Origin of the sequence: Oceanobacillus sojae (genome assembly GCF_900162665.1) — a bacterium.
GTDB classification, from domain to species: domain Bacteria; phylum Bacillota; class Bacilli; order Bacillales; family Amphibacillaceae; genus Oceanobacillus; species Oceanobacillus sojae_A.
Genome location: NZ_LT727812.1, coordinates 1081569 through 1102768, shown reverse-complemented (window position 1 = coordinate 1102768; position 21200 = coordinate 1081569). Strand labels below are relative to the sequence as shown.

General features: G+C 38.1%; 20 protein-coding genes. 14 read left to right on the top strand and 6 right to left on the bottom strand.

Annotated features, from left to right (window positions below):
* Window positions 1-99 precede the first annotated feature (99 nt).
* Entirely contained in the window at window positions 100-1017 is a 918-nt protein-coding gene (cyoE, locus tag BN1068_RS16260; RefSeq protein ID WP_077603870.1) for a heme o synthase, read from the top strand.
* 131 nt (window positions 1018-1148) lie between these two features.
* Here cyoE and BN1068_RS16255 read toward each other — a convergent pair whose 3' ends face one another.
* A complete protein-coding gene (locus BN1068_RS16255) occupies window positions 1149-2447 on the bottom strand; it encodes an arsenic transporter (protein WP_077603869.1) in 1299 nt (432 codons plus the stop codon).
* A 438-nt stretch (window positions 2448-2885) separates the two neighbouring features.
* Between BN1068_RS16255 and BN1068_RS16250 the strand changes: the two genes are divergently transcribed.
* Window positions 2886-3992 carry a transposase gene (locus BN1068_RS16250; RefSeq protein ID WP_077603868.1) on the top strand — a complete coding sequence of 369 codons (1107 nt, stop codon included), beginning with the start codon at window positions 2886-2888 and terminating at the stop codon, window positions 3990-3992.
* Window positions 3993-4302: 310 nt separating this feature from the next.
* Here BN1068_RS16250 and BN1068_RS16245 read toward each other — a convergent pair whose 3' ends face one another.
* Window positions 4303-4722 (bottom strand): universal stress protein, encoded by a 420-nt coding sequence (locus BN1068_RS16245; protein WP_077603867.1) that lies wholly within the window; start codon window positions 4720-4722, stop codon window positions 4303-4305.
* Between the two features lie 14 nt (window positions 4723-4736).
* Window positions 4737-6173 carry a SulP family inorganic anion transporter gene (locus tag BN1068_RS16240; protein WP_077604101.1) on the bottom strand — a complete coding sequence of 479 codons (1437 nt, stop codon included), beginning with the start codon at window positions 6171-6173 and terminating at the stop codon, window positions 4737-4739.
* Window positions 6174-6260: 87 nt separating this feature from the next.
* Between BN1068_RS16240 and BN1068_RS16235 the strand changes: the two genes are divergently transcribed.
* On the top strand, window positions 6261-6818 hold the full coding sequence (locus BN1068_RS16235) for a recombinase family protein (protein ID WP_077603866.1): 558 nt from the start codon (window positions 6261-6263) through the stop codon (window positions 6816-6818).
* A gap of 99 nt (window positions 6819-6917) precedes the next feature.
* Here the strand turns inward: BN1068_RS16235 and BN1068_RS16230 are convergent, their stop codons facing one another.
* Window positions 6918-8219: an aminotransferase class V-fold PLP-dependent enzyme gene (locus BN1068_RS16230; protein ID WP_077603865.1), complete on the bottom strand. Its 1302-nt coding sequence runs from the start codon at window positions 8217-8219 to the stop codon at window positions 6918-6920.
* 285 nt (window positions 8220-8504) lie between these two features.
* Between BN1068_RS16230 and BN1068_RS16225 the strand changes: the two genes are divergently transcribed.
* The 11 genes from BN1068_RS16225 to accC all read left to right on the top strand — a co-directional run bounded on the left by BN1068_RS16225 (window position 8505) and on the right by accC (window position 18874).
* Window positions 8505-9401, top strand: coding sequence for a LysR family transcriptional regulator (locus tag BN1068_RS16225; RefSeq protein WP_077603864.1), 897 nt, complete (start codon window positions 8505-8507; stop codon window positions 9399-9401).
* A gap of 287 nt (window positions 9402-9688) precedes the next feature.
* Window positions 9689-10447, top strand: a complete 759-nt coding sequence (locus BN1068_RS16220) for a LamB/YcsF family protein (protein WP_077603863.1) — start codon at window positions 9689-9691, stop codon at window positions 10445-10447.
* A 30-nt stretch (window positions 10448-10477) separates the two neighbouring features.
* On the top strand, window positions 10478-11203 hold the full coding sequence (locus tag BN1068_RS16215) for a 5-oxoprolinase subunit B family protein (RefSeq protein WP_077603862.1): 726 nt from the start codon (window positions 10478-10480) through the stop codon (window positions 11201-11203).
* The gene (locus BN1068_RS16210) at window positions 11200-12165 is read left to right on the top strand and encodes a 5-oxoprolinase subunit C family protein (RefSeq protein WP_077603861.1); all 966 of its coding nucleotides are present in this window, start codon (window positions 11200-11202) and stop codon (window positions 12163-12165) included. Before BN1068_RS16215 ends, BN1068_RS16210 begins: the two co-directional genes overlap by 4 nt.
* Entirely contained in the window at window positions 12166-13242 is a 1077-nt protein-coding gene (locus tag BN1068_RS16205; protein WP_077603860.1) for a TRAP transporter substrate-binding protein, read from the top strand.
* A gap of 85 nt (window positions 13243-13327) precedes the next feature.
* Complete coding sequence (locus tag BN1068_RS16200) at window positions 13328-13804, top strand: TRAP transporter small permease (RefSeq protein ID WP_077603859.1); 477 nt, start codon at window positions 13328-13330, stop codon at window positions 13802-13804.
* 41 nt (window positions 13805-13845) lie between these two features.
* Window positions 13846-15120 (top strand): TRAP transporter large permease, encoded by a 1275-nt coding sequence (locus BN1068_RS16195; RefSeq protein WP_077603858.1) that lies wholly within the window; start codon window positions 13846-13848, stop codon window positions 15118-15120.
* A 153-nt stretch (window positions 15121-15273) separates the two neighbouring features.
* Window positions 15274-16488 (top strand): pyridoxal phosphate-dependent aminotransferase, encoded by a 1215-nt coding sequence (locus tag BN1068_RS16190; RefSeq protein WP_077603857.1) that lies wholly within the window; start codon window positions 15274-15276, stop codon window positions 16486-16488.
* The gene (locus tag BN1068_RS16185; protein ID WP_077603856.1) at window positions 16485-16925 is read left to right on the top strand and encodes a RidA family protein; all 441 of its coding nucleotides are present in this window, start codon (window positions 16485-16487) and stop codon (window positions 16923-16925) included. The genes BN1068_RS16190 and BN1068_RS16185 overlap by 4 nt, the downstream gene beginning before the upstream one ends.
* 88 nt (window positions 16926-17013) lie before the next feature.
* A complete protein-coding gene (gene accB / locus BN1068_RS16180; RefSeq protein ID WP_077603855.1) occupies window positions 17014-17493 on the top strand; it encodes an acetyl-CoA carboxylase biotin carboxyl carrier protein in 480 nt (159 codons plus the stop codon).
* 13 nt (window positions 17494-17506) lie between these two features.
* Complete coding sequence (accC, locus tag BN1068_RS16175; RefSeq protein ID WP_077603854.1) at window positions 17507-18874, top strand: acetyl-CoA carboxylase biotin carboxylase subunit; 1368 nt, start codon at window positions 17507-17509, stop codon at window positions 18872-18874.
* Between the two features lie 86 nt (window positions 18875-18960).
* On the opposite strand, the gene BN1068_RS16170 is transcribed toward accC, so the two are convergent.
* Both BN1068_RS16170 and BN1068_RS16165 read right to left on the bottom strand, forming a co-directional pair.
* Entirely contained in the window at window positions 18961-19521 is a 561-nt protein-coding gene (locus BN1068_RS16170; protein WP_077603853.1) for a biotin transporter BioY, read from the bottom strand.
* A gap of 300 nt (window positions 19522-19821) precedes the next feature.
* Window positions 19822-21174, bottom strand: a complete 1353-nt coding sequence (locus BN1068_RS16165; RefSeq protein ID WP_077603852.1) for an MFS transporter — start codon at window positions 21172-21174, stop codon at window positions 19822-19824.
* Window positions 21175-21200 lie beyond the last annotated feature (26 nt).

The window sequence follows — 21200 nt, the reverse complement described above, 5'->3', positions numbered from 1 at the left end:
TAACTGGAATTAAAGCAGTGTATGGTATATATTTTTCTTAGTGCTTAAATTTAAAAATATAAATTTGATATAGATGGTAAAAGGGAGAATCGATTAGAAATGACAGAAGCAGCGAGTGGGCAAAATCAGAAAATGCCCTTATTAAAAATTCTTTCGCAAACGGTGAAAACTGGAATTATCCGTTCCAACCTGATTCCGATGTTTGCGGGGTTAACATTATCTTTATACACATACCAGATTGGTATTTTTGAGAAGCTGCCGGAAATCCTGCTTGCTATCTTAGGCTCAATTTTTGTGATAGGGGCAGCGGGAGCTTTTAATAATTTATATGATCGCGATATTGACGCGATAATGAAAAGAACACAGGGAAGACCGACTGTTACAGGGGAAATCAAGCCCCGGACTGTATTATGGCTGGGAATCCTGATGGCTGCAGCCGGAATTACACTGCTGTCCTTCACAACTCTGCTGGCAGGCTTCCTGGGCTTTCTGGGTCTGTTTTTTTATGTGGTTCCATATACCATGTGGAGCAAGAGGAGAACAGTATTTAATACAGAGATTGGCAGTATATCCGGGGCGATGCCTCCTTTAATCGGCTGGGCTTCGATGTATCCGGATATCACCCATCCGGCGATTTTAGGATTATTTGTGATTGCAGTTATCTGGCAGATGCCGCATTTTTATTCCATTGCGATCCGGCGGCATGAAGAGTATAAGGCTGCCGGCGTTCCAATGCTCCCTGTTGTTAAGGGAGTCAGGCGGACATATATCCAGACCAATATATATTTAGCGGTTATGATAGGAATCAGCTTTTTATTAAGCTCATTAAGTATCGGTCTGATGCTTGTATCTCTTATAATGGGTACGGGCTGGCTTGTTTTAAGTATTTTTGGCTATAAACGGATGGACCCGGAGAAATGGGCTAAATCTATGTTTATTTATTCTCTTATTCATATGACAATTGTTTTTTCAACGGTGATTATTTATTCACTGATGGGGATTATTTTTAAACTGTAATGTGATACAGGGATTTATATTAATGAATAGGAAAGAACCAATTCTGATATTAGAGTTGGTTCTTTTTCATACTATTAATTTAGTCCATTAATTGGGTTGCTTGCGCTTACTGCATAAGTTTTACTGTGTGTTCAAAAAATTAATAGAGTCAGGTACAATCCAAATAAAGTAATAAAGAGGATAGGAATAGTTAAAATAATACCAATTTTAAAATACTCTCCCCAGGAAATTTTTATTCCCTTTTGCGACAGCACATAAAGCCAGACCAGTGTGGCAAGAGAGCCGATTGGAGTGATTTTCGGTCCTAAATCAGATCCAATCACATTGGCGTAAATCAGAGATTCTCTGAGAACACCGGATGTGTTTGTTTCTGCAATGGCAAGTGCATCAATCATTACTGTAGGTAAATTGTTCATAATGGAGGACAGGATTGCGGCAATAAACCCGATGGCAAAGGTTGCAATAAATAATCCCCGGTCAGCTGCAGCTTGAATGACCGCTGCGAGGGCGGAGTTAAGACCTGCATTTCCCAGACCATAGACAACAACATACATACCTATAGAAAAGATAACGATATTCCAGGGAGCATCTTTAACCACTTTTTTAGCCCGTACATATGGACTGCGTCTTGCTAAAAAGACAAAGATGACTGCTATCAGCCCTGCGATAATAGAAACAGGTACATGAATAAGCTCGCTTGTAAAGTAGCCGATAATTAATAGCGCCAAAACATACCAGGCTAAACGAAATATTTTAATATCCTTGATTGCATCCTTAGGCTCTTTTAATTTGGATAAATCATATCTTTTCGGGATTGTTCTGCGGAAATAAAGCAGCAGGACTAAAATCGTCGCTATAAAGGAGAAAAGATTCGGGATAATCATCCTTGCTGCATATTCTGCAAAGCCGATTCCAAAAAAGTCTGCTGACACGATATTTACCAGGTTACTAATGATAAAGGGTAGTGAAGTAGTATCAGCAATAAATCCCCCGGCGATTATAAATGGAAAAATCATATGTGCTTTAAAATGTAAGTTTTGAACCATTGCAAGTATGATTGGTGTCAGGATTAGAGCTGCTCCATCATTTGCGAATAATGCCGCTACGACTGCTCCTAATATACTGACGTAAATAAACATCTTCAGCCCATTGCCATTGGCTGCCTTAGCCATATGCAGGGCAGACCATTCAAATAAACCAATCTCATCTAAAACTAAGGAGATTAATATAATTGCGACAAAGGCCAATGTAGCATTCCAGGTTATATTAATTACTTCCAGAACGTCATTGAATCCGACAACTCCTGATAATAATGCCAGAAGAGCTCCTCCTGCTGCTGTCCAGCCAATATTAAGCCCCTTAGGCTGCCATATAACAAAAATAAGTGTTATGCAAAAAATAATAAGTGCAATTATAAGCGTTGAAGTCATGGTGATTCTCCTCTTTTGTCTGACTTCATTTCAAGGAAGTCAAGTACTGCCTGATTCTATTTTTATTGGACTTTATAAATACGCATTTAAAACAATAGCCATACTGAAGGGTGTTGAAATGACAGATTTTTTAATAACTATATGANATAAGCGTTGAAGTCATGGTGATTCTCCTCTTTTGTCTGACTTCATTTCAAGGAAGTCAAGTACTGCCTGATTCTATTTTTATTGGACTTTATAAATACGCATTTAAAACAATAGCCATACTGAAGGGTGTTGAAATGACAGATTTTTTAATAACTATATGATTGAGTGAATTTCATAATTCTTAACCCTTGCGTCCCAATGAGTTCAGGGCATAAAAAAAGAAGTACCTCCCCAAATCTTGTATAATGGTAATAACCACAAAACCATAAAAAGACTGGAGGAGTACTTCTTATGACCATTATACGACAACCGAGTCTATTTGGCATCCAAGAATTATATGACATGGAACCTACCCAAAAATATGAAGCGATTATTTCAGCGATTGATCTGGATCGTATTTATCATGCGATTAATAAGAAATCCCGGCTTGGAGCGCCTGTTGAGCTAAATTATGCAGGGATGATTATTTCTTTTTTTATTCGCTACATCGAGCGCATCCCAACGATCAAAGACTTAATCAAGCGTCTAAATGATGACTTTATCTTTAAAATGAACTGCGGATTTCTTGTTTCCGATTCTACACCATCAGAAGCTGCTTATTCCCGCTTGGTAACGAAATTGAGTGAATCAGATATTTTAGAAAAATCCTTCGAAAGCGTAACGCTGGCAGCCGTCACCGAAGGGTTTATTGTCGATGAAGTCATTGCCATTGATGCAACCCATTTTGAAGCACGAGATAAGGCATCTGCCAAAAAAGAAGAAAAATCAGAAACTACGCCAAAAAAGCGCGGACGCAAATCCAAAGAAGAACGCGAACAGTACCTTAAAGACCAAGCGGAAAAGGAAGCAAACCTGCCATTGTATGAAAAGAAAATCGAAGCACAGTTAGACGTTCCGTTAGACATCTTGCGTGCAGAAGTGCCAATAGCCCCCAAATGGGGTGTGAAAAAGAATGCAGATGGTAAAAATGAATACTGGTTTGGCTATAAAGCCCACCTCGCAGTTGGTGCCCCAACCTGTTTGCGAGAACATTCCTATAAATATGACAGCTTTGATCCAAAATACGAAACATTGAAATATACCAGACCAAAGGAATGCAGCGACTGTCCCCTTGCGAATGAAGGTATCTGTCAAAAAGTGTATAAAATCAAGATAACTACCGATTTAAGAAGGTATACCGCACCAGCACGAGGATCAAAAGCTTGGAAAAATATTTTCAAACAACGGACAGCAGTAGAACGTGTTAATGCTTATCTGAAAGAGTTCTATCAGCTAAACAATGTTCGTTATCGCACTGGAAAGCGTGCAAAAGTTCATTTTGACATGGTCGCTTTGATTTATAATGCTTCCAAATTAGCTGCGGATCGCATCCAAGCGGAGCTTATTCAACAACAATAAGCTGCATAATTTTTGTTTTTTAAAATACACTTTCGAAAATTCTGCTCGTCTTTGTATTTTTAAAAAGAGCAATTATGAAATTCATTCGATTATATAACCCAATCTATCGACATAGCAAACATAAATAAAAACAAGGACACCAAATTTGGGTAGGTACCATTCCAGATTTGATGTCCTTGTTTTAGAAAAGGCGAAGGACAGATATTATATAAATACCTTAATGATCCTAATACGGCCTGATTTCATTTACTTAAGTTAAAAGCATGAGCATTTTTTTAACTTCTGATGAATGAAGCTGATTAGCGTATCATTATTTCACAATAAGCGCAGGACAATGCGCACGCTTCATTACTTTGTGGCTTACGCTGCCCAGTACCATTTCCTGCAGTGTATTTAACCCGCGGCTGCCGATGACGATGATATCTACCTTCTGATCATCAGCATATTTTACGATTTCCGGACCGGGTTTTCCACGCAGAATAGTAGTTTTAAAATTTGCATTTACATCTTGAAGATATTGGATTACTTTTGAATTCTTTTTGCGTCGTTCCACGTCGATTGCTTCACTGGAATTTGAATGTAATACATCCGTTTTTGACTTTTCAAAATCGATAACATAAGTGACATCAATAATAGATTCTTTATCATATGAAGCAAGCTTGACCGCTTCTTTAGCTGCACGTACTGCATTTTCTGAACCGTCGGAAGCCAGTAAAATATGTTTATACATGAGATATCTCTCCTTTAATGTGATGATAAAACACCATTCAATTTATCCATTATTTTTTTACTTGAGGTATCCAGCTCAATTAGTTCAACTTGAATCCCTTTTGTTTTTAACAGCTCCACTACTTTTAAAACAGCACCGACACCGGAATCATCCCAAATTCGGCTGTCAGAGAAATCAATCTGGATTTTTTCAGACTGTATATCCGTTTTTTTAAAGTAATTAACAAACCCGTCAATGGAGGCGAAAAAGAGCTGTCCATGAATGCTGTAGCGATTACCTTTATTTGAAATTTTCACTGTGGATATTTTTATAACAAAGAAAATGGCGCTTAATAGTACTCCGGCAAGAACACCCTTTGATAAATCATGTGTATAAACAACAATCACGACGGTAGCCAGCATAACCAGTGCATCTGTCCGGGGAGCCTTCACTAAATATTTAAAGGAGCTCCAATCAAATGTTCCAATACTTACCATAATCATAATGCCCACTAAAACAGGCATTGGAATTTGAACAACCAGATCACCAAGTACAATAATAAGGAACATTAAAAAGATACCAGCAATAAAAGTAGATAAACGGCCCCGGCCTCCGGATTTTACATTAATAACTGACTGGCCAATCATTGCACAGCCTGCCATTCCGCCAAAGAACCCGGTAATAAAGTTGGCAATTCCCTGACCGCGGGCTTCTCCGTTCTTATTACTTTCTGTTCCGGTCATATCATCGACAATCTGTGAGGTAAGCAATGTTTCCAGCAGCCCTACAATAGCCATTGATAAGGAGTATGGAAGAATAATTTGTAACGTTTCAAACGTCCATGGCACATCCGGAATAAAAAAGGACGGGAAGGCTTGGGTAATGGCTCCAAGATCTCCTACTGTTTTAAGATTTACTCCGCTGAATATGGCAATAGATGTTAATGCTACAATAGCAATCAATGGAGCTGGAATCACCTTGATAAAACGTGGTAAGGTATATAATAGAACTAATGTTATACCAACAAATACATAGGTCATTGTTGATATACCGATGAAATGTTCCAGCTGTGCGGTGAAAATCAAAATAGCTAAAGCATTGACAAATCCAATCATAACGGCATTTGGAACAAATTTCATGACTTTAGCGACCTTACATATACCAAATATAACTTGAATAATCCCTGTTAAAATGGTTGCTGCCAATAGATAATCAAGTCCATAATCCCTGACCAGAGGAACCATGAGTAACGCCATCGCTCCGGTGGCTGCAGAAATCATTCCCGGCCGGCCGCCGGCAAAAGAAATAACGACAGCAATAATAAAAGAGGTGTATAAGCCGACCATCGGATCGACACCTGCTATAATAGAGAAAGCTATTGCTTCAGGAATAAGAGCGAGCGCAACGACAATACCGGATAAGATGTCAGCCCGGATATTACTGAACCATTGTTGTTTTAAATTTTGCATGATAAACTCCTTTTCTAAATTTCTTTTCACATTGTAGCACTAGTTTTCCTAAAAAGGAACCCTTTAGGGAATATAATAGGAGCGGATAATATGATATATGGTTATACAAGACCGTTATATAATGATAAACAATCTAAAAATCAACTGCATTCTCTCGGAAATAAATGTGACCGGATTTATCGTGAAGAACATGGAACTCCTAAAAAAAGAGATCAGCTGGAGGCGCTTTTAATGGAGATACAATCAGGGGATTGTATTTTGGTGGAGAAAATGATTGCTCTGGCTGACACATTTCACCACCTGATGGAAATATTAAAAGTATGTGAAAAAGATAATGTAAAAATTCATTTTCTGAATGAGAATATTCAAAGCGACACACTGCTGCACATTTATTTGCAGGACATGATGATGCATATGCTTCAATTCCAATCGGACAGTATCAAACAATCCACAACCCAAGGCATGTATAAAGCGAAACAGCAGGGAAAATCCATTGGCCGTCCAAAAAAAGCTGATGAAAATATTAAAAAGGCGATTGCTATGTATCAGGATGGTTTTAAATTATTCGATATTAAAAATGAAACAGGAATAAGTAAGTCGACCTTATATCGTTATTTAGAATCGTTTGATGGGGAAGAAGAGGTTTAAGCTTCTTAAAAAGAATCAGCCTCTAGAAAAGACTGACTGAAATAAAGAGAAATCCGAATGCAGGTGAATTATCACTTATTTGGATTTCTCTTTATTTTTCTATTCAATTTCAGAAATAGATTCTGTGATCCTCAAAAACTTTTCGATATCAGATACATCATGACAATGCATCGGTGATACCCGGATAGCCCCGGGAATGCCTAAAGAAATCAGCATCCTTTCCGAATAAGGACTGCCCATGATTCTTTCAAATACAATACATCCCCGTTTCCCGTATTCCCGTGCAGCAGCAGAATAATCAAGATGATCAAAGCTGATTGCCACAATTAAATCTTTTTGAAGAAGATTTTCTGTATCTGTATAAACTGTCACCTTTGGATTGTCTCTCAGTCCTCTGACATTTTTTGTTCCATTTAATAAAGCTGAAAGAAGTGCTCTTTCGTGTAAGTGAATTTTTTCCATGCCTTTCACAAATAAATCTCTCCGGTTCTTTGTATCAGCATAGTGTTCACCAATCCAGCAGACATAATCGACAATTGCTGAAATAGATGCATAATTTGATGGAGTAGGGGACCCCAATTCCCATTCGTCACTTTTTTTAGCTAATAGCTTGTGATGGCGGAGATTGGCCAATCGTGGCGAAACCCAGCCAACCCCAATTCCCCGGGTTCCAAAAAACTTATAAGGAGCCATAGTAACAGCATCCACTCCAGTATCCTTTACATCAATGACCCCATGGGGAGCATGCTGTACAGCATCTGTAATTACGTATAGATCAGGCTTTATTTTTCTGCACTGTGCTGTAATTTCTTTGATGTACATAATTGATCCAGAAATATTGGACGCTGACATAATGCTCACAAAACAAGTATTCTCGTCAACTAATGCTGCTGCTTCTTCCGGATCAATTCCGCCCGTATCAGGATTTACTTTTGCTACCCGGAGCTCCATGCCCATTTTTTGTGCAGCATAGGAGGCTGCATCATAAGCAGAAGGATGCTCCATCTCTGAAGTAACAATATTTTTGCCGGGGACATTTTCTGCAATCGTATCGGCAATTTGAAACATTACTTGAGAAGCAGACAGCTGTGTAATAATGGAGCCATCAGCCGCACCGAAAATAACTTTTGTCATATCCTCGATACTTTGTTTTTTGATTTCCTGCAAATCAAGGGAACGGTTGTGAACTCTGTCTGGACAATCAGGAAATCCTTCAATAAATGCTTTTATTTCTACTGCACTTTTTAACCTGAGTGAACCGCCGGAGTTCTCAAAAAATAATCTTTCTCCATATTTCGGGTCTTCATCCAGGTAATAAAATTTATCTTTTATCTCTTTCTGAAGCTGAGGAGAAAAAAGCTCCCCCTCATTCTGTTTTTTTTCTATTATTTGATCTGACATGGATAATCTCCTCCTTCTTTAAACTGGAAAATTATGAAAGCATCTGTATGTTGATATGTATTGAAGAATAAGCAGCTCTATCCTCTTGTTTTATGAAAGCGCTTTAATATTTCTGGAAACAGCTGAAGATAATAGAATTGTTACAAGTAATTCTAAAATGCTTATAGATCAACGTGAACCTCAGGCTTTCATGTTAGTAAAAATTGTAACAAAGGATTGAAATATAGTAAAATTAAATTTATAGTTATTAATTATCGATAAAATAGATATAAAGGGAGGAATAGCATGAATTTTAATCAAATAGAAGCGTTTTTAACAACAATCCGATTGGGAAGTCTTTCAAAAGCAGCAAATCATTTATATGTATCTCAATCGACTGTAAGCCAGCGTTTACATTCAATCGAAAAAGAATATGGAATCCTGCTCCTTAATCGGGATAGGGGAGTTAAAGGCATTTCGTTAACTGACGAAGGAGAAAGATTTTACCAGATTGCATTGGAATATGAACTTCTTCATGCAGAAGCCAAAAATATGAAGATGAGGAGCGGCAATATGACTATTACTATTGGCGCTGTAGATAGTGTTCATAACTATATATTTCAAAATCTGTATAAAAAAATCACAGAAGAAATCCCTAATATTCGTTTAGCAGTCAGAACCTATCAATCAAATGAAATCTATTCATTGATAGAGCAACGGAAAATTGATATAGGCTTGTCGTTGCAGGAGCGCATATTACGTCATATTCATCTGAAAAAGTTATTTGCTGAGCAGCTTGTACTGGTTCAGTGTAGAAAAAGAGGAGAGCAGCGAAAAGTAATTGCAAATGAAACGCTTCTCCCTGAAAATCAGCTGTATATTTATTGGGGGATTGACTATCAAATTTGGCAGGAAAAGCATTGGGGATCGTCTTCTAATTCACATATCCAAATCGATACAGTAAAAATGCTACAGGAGTTTATCGTTGACTCTAATTTATGGGCAATAGTTCCGGTTTCCGTAGCCCGAAGACTTTATAAGGATGGAATTGTTCATGTTTATATGCTTGAAGATCCGCCGCCAGATAGAATTTGTTATATTGTAGAGCGGGTAGGTGGAAATCGTTATTCAAAGAAAATTAATGAAATTCTGTTTCACTCTATGGAGGAAATCGAAAATATTGTCAGACCCTGGGATGAATAAGAAAGAATGCGAGCATAATGGAATAGAAACTTCATATTGTCCATGCATTCTTTGTATGGGCACTATTTCTGTTAAAGGAGAGGTTTTTGCTTTATGATGACTAAATTTCGTAGCTGTAGACCTTTTCTGAAACATAATTAAATATTTGATTTTTAAATATTTAATATTTATATATTGTATTTTACAATAAAACAAATGGAGTGTTAAGATACTAAACAAGCAATTCTAGTTTAGTATAAACCTTTGATGATTAATTTATTGTAAGCGTATACAGGAGGCTGAATATAATGAAATATACTATTGATATAAATACGGATATGGGAGAAGGCTTTGGCAGATATACTGTAGCGGATGATGAGAAGCTGCTTGATATCGTAAGCTCTGTGAATATTGCCTGCGGTTTCCATGCAGGAGACCCGGTGATTATGAATAATACAGTTAAAAAAGCTGCTGAGAAGCAGGTTTCTATCGGAGCGCATCCGGGCCTGGCAGATTTAATAGGATTTGGAAGAAGAAAAATAAATATAACGAGGGAAGAGGTAACGACAAATGTGCTTTATCAGCTCGGAGCTTTGAACGCATTTACAAAGGCGCATCATACCAGGTTACGCCATGTTTCTCCACATGGTCAATTAGGACATTATTGTGTGCAGGATAAGAATTTTGCCAAGGCATTTATGGAAGCGATTAACAGTTTTGATGAAACTATTAAAATAGTTGCACTGGAAGGAGAATTGGCTGAAGAAGCAAGGAGACAGGGGTATACAGTTGTTAAACAGATTTTTTCTGACAGGGCATATAATAATGATGGAACATTAGTAGAGAGGTCCAGAGAAGGTTCCGTAATAACAGATTTTGATGAAATGGTTACCAGAACAATCCAGATGATTAAAGAAAATACCGTAAAAACTATTGATGGAAAAACAATAAAAATGGAGGGAGAGATTCTTTGTATTCATAGTGATACCGCCAATTCAGATGTTCTTGCGGAGAAACTCAGGGCAGAATTGGTGAAAAATGATATCATCATTTCCCCTTCAACCTAACCATGAATCAGCTGAATAGGGGGCATATTAATGAGCGATTACAAGATTACCAGTTATGGTGATGCAGCAATATGTATTTCTTTTTCCGAAATCTTTACGGAAAATGCCTGGATGAAGACACATGCTTTGTCTGCAAAACTGAAGGAAGGTAACTATGAGTGGGTTTTAAGTATTATTCCTACGTATACTACAGTGATAATTCATTACAATATTATGGTTATGGATAAAGAAACAGTAATAGAGATAATTAAAAAAGCTATTGATCAGCTTGAACCTGAATCAGTAACTCAAAAAAGAGATACACACTTTCTTCCTGTGGTTTATGGAGGAGAATTCGGTCCTGACTTACCAATGATTGCAAAAAGATTAAATATGACAGAAGAAGAGGTTATCCAGACACATATAAATAGTTCCAGTCAGCTTTTGTCCTTTACAAGCCCGGCAGGTCAGCCATTAATGGGGAAATCTGAAATCCCGGATAGCATCCCCCGGATGGAGACGCCTTATGTGAAAATTCCTAAAGGTACAATCGCAATAGTAGGCAGCCAAACAACGATTTATACAAAGGAAACCCCGGGAGGCTGGCGGCTGATCGGGCGTACGCCATTACAGGTGACGACTCCGGAGCAAATACCACCGTCTCCTTTTAAAATTGGAGATTTAATACAATTTTTCAGAATAGATGAAAAAGAATGGGATTTCTATAAAAACAAGCGAGTAGAGGACATGCCGTATCTATTGGAGGTACAAAAATGAGTGACGAGCTTCTCATCTTAGAATCAAATATAGCATCTATTCAGGATACAGGGAGGTATGGGTTAGAGAATTATGGTTTTAGTATAAATGGGGCCCTTGATCAGTTCGCTTATAAGATAAGTAATGCTTTACTGGGGAATCCGCTTGAAACACCGGCTATTGAAGTAACAGCTTTTAATTTTGCATTAAAAAGTCATGTTGATATCAGTATTTGTGTTACCGGCGCACAGGCAATGGTTGAAGCAGATAATGAAGTAATGCCTCAATGGGAAACCTTTATATTAAAAAAAGAAAAGAAATTACGTATTTCCAAAATTCATTCTGGTATGAGAGTCTACATCAGTCTTGCCGGGGGAGTAAATGTCCCGCTTATACATGGAAGCGCATCCTATGATGGCATGACAGGTATCGGTACCAAACTAAGTAAAGGAGATACGTTATCTTTAAACAGTAATCTGACTAACTGTATAAGAAGTAAAATGCGTATTCCGGAAGAGGACATCCCTAAGTATGAATCACCCTGGGAAATCAATGTTTGCGAAGGTCCTGATGCAGCTATTTTTAAAAAGCATAAAAAGTTTTTTGAAGAAGCAAAATTCCGGGTCTCTTTAGAGAGTGATAATATTGGTATCCGGCTGGAGAAATGCCGGCTGACTCAATTTTCTCCACGTCAGACTTTATCAAGAGGTATTATTCCCGGCGCAATAGAAATCACACCACATGGACAGCCTATCATTCTGCACAGAGGCAGGGGAGGAACGATAGGATATCCGGTAATAGCCTGTATCTCCTCAACTGATTTAGACTTGGCGGGGCAGATGAGGCCCCATGATACTATTCAGTTTACATTTATCTCCACAGACGAAGCCATAGAGATTTATAGAAAAAGAGAAAAATATATTCATCAAATACTGGATAAGAGTCTTGAATTAAATGATATATCAACAAAAGGAGTGATATAGGTGAGAAGCTTATTGAGAAATATAGGTTTTCTGGCAGTTCTGTGTACCTTTTCTATGCTGGCTGGTTGTATTGAATTAACCGAACCCACAATAGCGGATGAAGGGGGGCCTTCAAATGAAAGTAATGCAGAAAGTGAGGTCACCCTCAGGCTGGGCCATGTATTTGCTGAAGATGATCCAATACATAAAAGCACGGTAATGATAGCTGACCTTGCAAAGGAATATAGTGATGGGGAGCTTCAAATAGATGTGTATTCAAATAGTCAATTAGGAGGCGAAAGAGAATTGGTTGAAGGAGTACAAATGGGGATGATTGATATCGGACTGGCGGCCAATGCTCCTGTTACTAATTTTATACCATCACTTGTATATTGGGATTTCCCATATCTTGTAGACAGTATTGAGCATATGGAGAGAATTGAAGATGATGAGTCTATTATGGGAGCTCTCCAGGCTGATTTTGAAAATAATAATCTTGTAAATTTAGGAATACAATATGGCGGATTCCGGCAGATAACAAACTCTGTAAGACCTATTGAAACGCTGGAAGATTTTAAAGGAATTAATATTAGACTTTTAGAAAGTGAAGTAATGATTTCAACCTTTGAAAACATACCCGGAACAAGAACTTCCAATATGGCATTTTCAGAATTATATTCAGGGTTGCAGCAGGGAGTTGTAAATGCTCAGGAGAATCCTTTGAATTCCATTTATAGTATGAAGTTTTTTGAAGTACAGGATTATTTATCATTAACAAACCATTTCTTTACTACAAGATATTATTTAATGAATGCAGACAGATTTGAATTGTTGTCAGATAAACAGCAGGAGGCTCTGGTAAGAGCAACAGAAGAAGTAATGCAGCTTCATAAAGAAGAGCTTTTCGCAGAAGAGGAACATCTCTTGGAAATTCTGGAAGAAGAAGGTATGGAAATTAATGAAGTATCTGATGAGTTCGTTGATGAATTCAGAACGAAAATGAAAGAAACCGTGTATCCCAAGTTTTATGATGTAGTTGGAAATGGTGATGAAAAAGCAGGACAGAAGCTCATAAAAGAAATAGAGGCATTGAGATAATTTATCAGCTTTAATAAATGGTGCATCATAACAGGAGCGTAATATTTAATGAGTACAAATAAAGTCAAAGAAACAGGGTGAGGTTATGGAACGGATCGAAAGTATATTCAAATATATTGCTGTGTTTTTGATGGGGGTCATTATTATAACAGTCACACTGCAAATCATTGCACGGGAGATAGTTTATTTTCCGGTAAGCTGGACCCAGGAAGTAGCAAAATATTCATTTATCTGGATGAGCTTAATTGGAGCGGCACTTGGAATTAGAAACCTTTCTCATGTAAGTATTGATGTGGCAGTAAGTAAATTACCGGTCAGCTTTCAAAAGATTGTCCAATATTTTATAGAAGCGAGTATTATTTTATTTATGATTATCCTGCTGGTCCAAAGTATTAGATTCAGTTTATCTGCGACAGGGCAGACATCCCCGATTATGGGATTGCCTATGGGTACTGTGTACGTAGCCTTAATAGTATTTTCTGTTCTATCTATAGTTTTTTCTTTTGAAAAAATTGTCAATGTGAAAAAAGGAATCATACATTTTGAAGAACATGATAAATAGAATAAATGTCTCTTAAAGCTGATTTAAGGAGGTAAAAAACATTGATAGCAATACTTTTAATTACTTTTATTGTGTTAATATTTTTAAATATTCCGATAGCCTTTGCGTTAGCCATAGCATGTCTTTTAGCGTTGCTTACTGATCCGGTATTGCCATTAACACTTATTCCACAGCGGGTTTTTAACGGCTTAGATTCCTTTCCTTTGCTGGCAATTCCTTTCTTCATTCTGGCAGGCGCCATTATGGATAAAGGCGGTGTATCTGCAAAAATTATTAATTTAGCAAATGTATTAGTAGGGCATATCAGAGGAGGTTTAGCAATGATTACGATTGTTGCCTCGATGATATTTTCTTCTATGACCGGATCATCTACAGCTGCGACTGCAGCTATCGGTAAAATTGTTGTACCTTCTATGAACGAAAAAGGGTATTCAAAAGGGTTTTCTGCAGCATTAGTAGCTGCTTCAGGATCACTGGGTTCCGTTATACCTCCAAGTATCACTCTCATTATTTTTGGGGTTGTCGGTGGAGCTTCTATCGGAAAATTACTAATTGGCGGGATTATTCCTGGTATTATTTTAGGCCTTATGCTGATGCTGGTCAGTTATATTATTGCTCTAATTATGAAGTATCCATCTGAAGAGAGAAAATCTATTAAAGATCTTGGACGGTCATTCATTGATGCGATTTTGGCGTTATTCATGCCTATACTAATGCTGGGAGGTATCTTGCTGGGAATCTTTACAGCAACAGAATCTGCTGTAGTAGCAATTCTATATGGTTTAATCCTGGGTATGTTTGTTTATAAAAAGATACATATAAAGGATCTGCCGAATATTTTTTATGAAACTATTTTAATTTCTTCTATGGTGGTATTGATTATCGGAATTGCAGATTTATTCGGCTGGCTGGTTACTTCCCAACAGCTGCCTCAATTAATAGCCGGGTTAATCACTTCTGTTACGACAAATCCATATCTGATTTTGTTCTTAATCTTATTGTTATTGCTGTTTGTAGGATTATTCATGGAAGCGAGTGCAGCAATTATTATTTTAACACCGGTTCTGCTGCCTATTACCAATTCAATGGGGGTAGATCCAATTCATTTGGGGGTAGTAATGATTGCTGCATTAGCAATCGGAGTGGTTACACCACCAATGGGGGTTAACCTTTTTGTGGCCAGTGCAATAACGAATTTAAATGTGAGCATCGTGATAAAACATATTTGGCCATTTGTACTGGCCATGGTTGTCGGCTTGATAATCATCGCATACTTTCCATTTTTCACTACTTGGCTGCCATCCCTTATTGATTAAATACGTTATAATAACCGGACAGCACATGATCCATTCAACAATTGCAAAATGTGCTGTCCGTGATAAAAGAGAATTTGTAAAAAATGAACAGGGGAAATTAAATAGAAAGTCAAAAAGATTTCATTTCCAATTTAAACAAAAGAGGGTGCTTGCATGGATTCTGTAGAAAAGAAATTTTTAAAGCTGGGTGCTGAGAATGCACCAGGTCAGGAAGGGCAGCAGAATAATGATGTAATAAGCCTGATTGGTGATAAGATACCGGGAAGACCAGTTGATTTTTCGCATGGTGATGTCGATGCTTTTCAGCCGGCTCCTGGTGCTTTAGATAATTTTGTAGAAGGAGTTCAAATTGGCGGCAAGCAGGCATATACGGAATATCGGGGCAGTAAAGAAATTCGTGAAATAACAGCTGGAAAACTTGCTGCATTTACTGATTCAAAAATTGATCCTGAAAAAAATCTGATTATTACTCCAGGTACACAGGGAGCACTTTTTTTAGCAATGGGGTCTGTTATTAGCAGAAATGATAAAGTTGCTATTGTAGCACCTGATTATTTTGCCAACAGAAAATTAGTGGAATTCTTTGAAGGGGAAGTCGTATATATATCAATGGATTATTTAAATTTTACTTCAGGTGCAGGCCTGGATTTGAGGCAGCTCGAAGAAGCCTTTAAGTCAGGCGTGAAGCTCTTTTTATTTTCGAATCCGAATAACCCGGCAGGAGTAATTTATTCACCTGATGAAATTAAAGAAATTGCCCGGCTTGCACAGGATTATGACGTACAAGTTATCGTTGATCAATTATACTCGCGCCAGGTTTTTGACGGACACAGCTACACACATTTAGCGGCACAAAATATTTTAAATCCTGAAAATCTGATTACTATTATGGGACCGTCAAAAACAGAATCGTTAAGCGGATATAGACTGGGTGTTGCATTTGGTTCATCGAAGATTATTAACCGCATGGAAAAGCTGCAGGCTATCGTATCGCTGAGAGCAGGAGGCTATAATCAGGCTGTATTGAAATCCTGGTTTCATGAACCGGAGGGATGGATGGCTCAAAGAATTGCACAGCATCAGGCTATCCGTGATGATTTAGTTACAAAACTGCGATTGATTCAAGGCTTTCAAGTAAGGGCCACAGAGGCAGGCAGTTATTTATTTCCTAAAGTGCCGGAATTAACGGTTACAATAGAGGAATTCGTAAAAATTCTACGTATTCAGGCAGGTGTTATTGTGACCCCGGGAACTGAATTTGGCCCGGCGTTTACTGACAGCTTCCGTATGAATTTTTCACAAGATCATTCTGCTGCTGTGGATGCAATAGAACGTATTGGAAAAGTAGTGGAGGGATATCGAAAATGATTCAATCTGAAGAAAACGTTCCTCCTGTTCCGCAGGGGAAATATATCCCTGCTTCACGTGTCGGAGATTTGATTTTCACATCTGGTATGACACCGCGGCACAAGGGGGGTTTGATTCAAACTGGAAAAGTCAGTACAGAAGAGCCTCTACATATTTACAGGCAAGCAGTCAGACTTGCGGTTTCAAATGCACTGAATGCCATTAATAATATACTTAATGAAGACGAAAAATTAAACCAAATATTAGCGTTAAACGTCTATGTTAATGCACAGGAAAACTTTCAAGCACATTCTGGCATAGCTGATTTTGCTTCTGAATATCTTTATGAACAGCTGGGGCAAAATGGTATCGGAAGCAGAGCAGCAATTGGAGTTGCATCATTACCTGGTAATGCACCAATAGAAATCCAGATCACAGCTGTTTGTACTAAATATTGACCGACCTGCATTTTTCAATGTCTCTATCAGTATGTGCTGAAAAAGAGTTATTTTATTGCAGTCTGGATGATAAGGAAGGGAAGAAAAAATGCTGAAAATACAAGAAATAAATGAAATAATTAAATCAATAGATCGTTCCTCCATTAGTGAGTTTACCTTTCAAATAAATGGAACGACGATAGCAATGAAAAAAAATAGTGATACTGCTGATATAGAGCAGCAGTATCAGACAGCAGCGCATGAGCAGACGTCAGTAAAAGAAGGACAGGAGGAGTCTGTTCCAGGTGTATCCGTAAAAACAGAAAAAGTTGAAAATATAGCTGATTCTGATTACGAAATTTTGTCTCCTATTGTAGGAACGCTTTATACATCACCATCACCAGACAGTGACGCTTATGTTTCTGAAGGCAGCGAGGTAAAAAAGGATACAGTTGTCTGTATTATTGAAGCGATGAAGCTGTTTAATGAGGTAGAAGCAGAAGTGACAGGTGAAATTACAGAAATTTTAGCTGAAGATGGCGGAATGGTTGAGTACGGTCAACCATTATTTAGAGTAAAGGTAAAGTAAGGAGCTGGCGTAAGTGATACAAAAACTGTTAATTGCTAACAGAGGAGAAATAGCTGTACGGATAATTCGTGCGTGCAAGGAGATGGGAATTGAGACTGTTGCAGTTTATTCCGAAGCGGATGAAGACGCATTGCATGTTCAGTTAGCGGATGAAGCATATTGCATCGGACCTGCACCGAGTAAAGACAGTTATCTTAATTTCACAAACATCATGAGTACTGCAGCACTTTCAAAGGTTCAGGCAATCCACCCGGGCTACGGTTTTTTGGCTGAGAATGCTGATTTTGCGGAGATTTGCAGAGAATGTAATATTACATTTATTGGCCCCTCGCCGGAGGCTATTCAGAAAATGGGAATAAAAGATGTTGCCAGAGAGACGATGAAGGAAGCCGGTGTTCCTATAGTGCCAGGCTCAGATGGAATTATAGAAAGTGAAGAAGAAGCAAAAGAAGTAGCTGAAAACATTGGTTACCCAGTTATCATAAAAGCAACTGCCGGTGGCGGCGGGAAGGGCATTCGGGTTGTGAGGACTGAAGATGAGCTGGTTAAAGGTATTCGCGTAACGCAAAAAGAGGCTGAAACAGCATTTGGAAATCCTGGTGTGTATCTTGAAAAATATATTGAGGATTTCCGGCATATAGAGATACAGATATTAGCGGATAATTATGGTAACACTGTTCATTTAGGAGAAAGAGATTGCACCATCCAAAGAAGACTTCAAAAGCTGGTTGAAGAATCCCCTTCACCTGCAATAACTCCAGATATAAGGAAGAAGATGGGAGAGGTATCTGTTCAGGCTGCAAAGGCAGTAAACTATACAGGTGCCGGAACAATTGAATATATTTTTGATAGAAAAAGTAAAGCATTTTACTTCATGGAAATGAATACAAGGATTCAGGTAGAGCATCCAGTTACAGAAATGGTAACCGGTGTAGATTTAATTAAAGAACAAATTAAAATCGCAAATAATGAAGAAATTTCCTTCAAGCAGGATGATATTAAATTTGAGGGCTGGTCAATCGAGTGCAGAATCAATGCAGAGCATCCATTTAAAAATTTTATGCCTTCAGCAGGGGAAATAGAAATGTACCTGGCTCCTGGCGGTTTGGGTGTAAGAGTTGATTCAGCCGCATATTCCAGTTATCGGATACCGCCTTACTATGATTCGATGATTGCTAAATTAATTACATATGGATCCAGCCGTGAAGAAGCAATTCGCCGTATGAGACGGGCATTGGATGAATTTTTAATAGATGGCATCCATCATACAATTCCATTTCATCGTTTAATTATGGAGCATGAGGTTTTTATAGCAGGTGATTATAATACGAACTTTCTCGAGAAGTATCCGATATTGGAAAAGGAAACAGTGGATAGATAATTCCGGCAGAATAGTTAATCACAGTGAGCAGCTTGAGTTGGACTCAGGCTGCTTCTTTTACACGCTGATCTGTCAAGTTGACCAACCTAATATGTATTTCGCTTTTTACTGTCAATCAACGGATAAACACGATTTAATTTTATAATAACAGCACTTGCTATAAGAGCTTTTAAAACGTCTCCCGGCAAAAACACCAAAGCTGAAATGGCAGTTGGTCCCCAAGGAAGATTAGATAAAATAGATAAATAGGTAACGCCAATAATATTAACGACGATGACTCCGCCAAAGGTTGTGATCAATACGATCTTCCAATAGGTCAGGCTGCGGATACTTTTTTCTATTAAATAACCAATAAGCCATGCTGCAATCGGATATGATAGAATATATCCTCCTGTTGGTCCAATAAGCACACCTAAGCCGCCGCGTCCGCCAGTTAATAATGGTGCACCCACCGCAACGAGAAAAACGAAAAGTAATATACTGAGCCCGCCCCGCTTTGCTCCTAATATACCGCCAGCAAGCATAATGCCAATTGTCTGTGCTACGATTGGTACAGGGATAAAAGGAACTGGAATAGGAGGGAAAATAGCTAAAACTCCCATAATTGCTGCGAATAATGACATAAACATCATATCTCTTAGTTTCAATGTACTTTCCTCTTTCTTTATGTAATATTAATAGAATAAAAGAATAAACTGATATTGTCAACCTATTATTGTAAAGGGTGACAATGTGGGTTTATTGTGTTGAAGCATTGTTACAATAACCAAAGAAAGAGTTCAAACCATATGTGATTTGAACTCATGAAACAATTTCTCTCATTTATTTTAAATTAATCGCAATCATAGCTTCATTCAGTGAGAAAATAGCTGAAATTCCCACTGGATGAAGCTTTGTTTTATCTCCAACGTTTACGAATTACCTATGTTTGTCACTCAAGCAAGAAATCAGTAGCTTTTCACCTTCATTTTACCAGGCAGCTTCAATGCCAGAGCTAGTACAATGACACAGAAAACAAAACAAATAATCGCAACCAGGTGCAAATGCTGATCATCTAAATGACGATTAAACGTCAGTCCAAGTAAACTGGAAGATAAAATCGATCCTAAATACCTGCTTGTCTGAAATAGACCGGATGCTGAACCTGTTTCCTCCGGCTTCACATGCTCATAAAGTGCGGTTTGCATAGAAATATTATTGAAGCCATTACTCATTCCAAGCACAGCCATTATGGTGAGCAGCCATAACAATGGCGATGTTTCATGATATGTTAGCAGGAGGCCTGTACCAACTAAGAGCAGGGCTGCACCGATAACCATTGGAAGCTTGGAGCCATATTTATCAATGATACGGCCCGCAAGTGGAGAAACAATCACCCCGAAGCCTGCCAGTGCTAACATAATCAAGCCGGTATGCTGTTCACTATAGTTACGAACCTGCTGCAGAAACGTCGGAAATCCAAAAAAGAAGCAATAATAAATCAGGTTAATACTCATAAATTGCACATATATCAATGAAACGGTATGGTTTTTTGTTAATCCTTTCATATCAATAAAAGGCTCCGCCTGTTTTATTTCATAAAGGTAAAAAACTATTCCTGCAGCTAAAAACATCAATAATGCCCACCAGCGGATATTCTGATCCAGAGACAGTAAAAATAATATAAGGCCTACAATTGCTGTAATAAATAAGCCTATTCCAATAAAATCGATTCGTTTTATCTCAAATTTTCCCTGTCCTGTATTTGGTAAAATAAATAAAGCTAACACAAAGGACAATATAATAAATGGGAAGTTAATAAGAAAAATGGAGTGCCAATCCCATGATGCAATCAGAAAACCGCCAATGGATGGCCCGAAAGCAGCTGAGGTTGAAGCAAAAACAGATAATACAGCTAACGCCTTTCCCTGTCCTTTGGTAATATGTGTCCTGACCATGCTCATCCCGCTGGGGAATAGTGTTGAACTGCCAATTGCCTGCAGAGCACGACAGCCTAAAAGTGAAAGGAAATTCGGCGAAAACGGTGCCAGCAGAGAAGCGGCTGCCACGAGAATTAATCCTGCTATAAATAATTTTTTCGGTCCAAACATATCACTTAATTTTCCCATTACAGGCTGACCGGCCGCACTTGCCAGATAGAATATAGAAATAAGCCAGCTGGCATCAGCAAATGTTAATGAGAATTCATGCTGCATTCTGGTTAATGCCACTGAAATCATCGAAGAATTCAATGGGTTAAGCAATGTTCCAAGCCCGATAGTTAAAATAAATAGCCAGGGCTTACGTAATTTTTCAGTCATTCTAATCACCTGAATATAGTATGTAG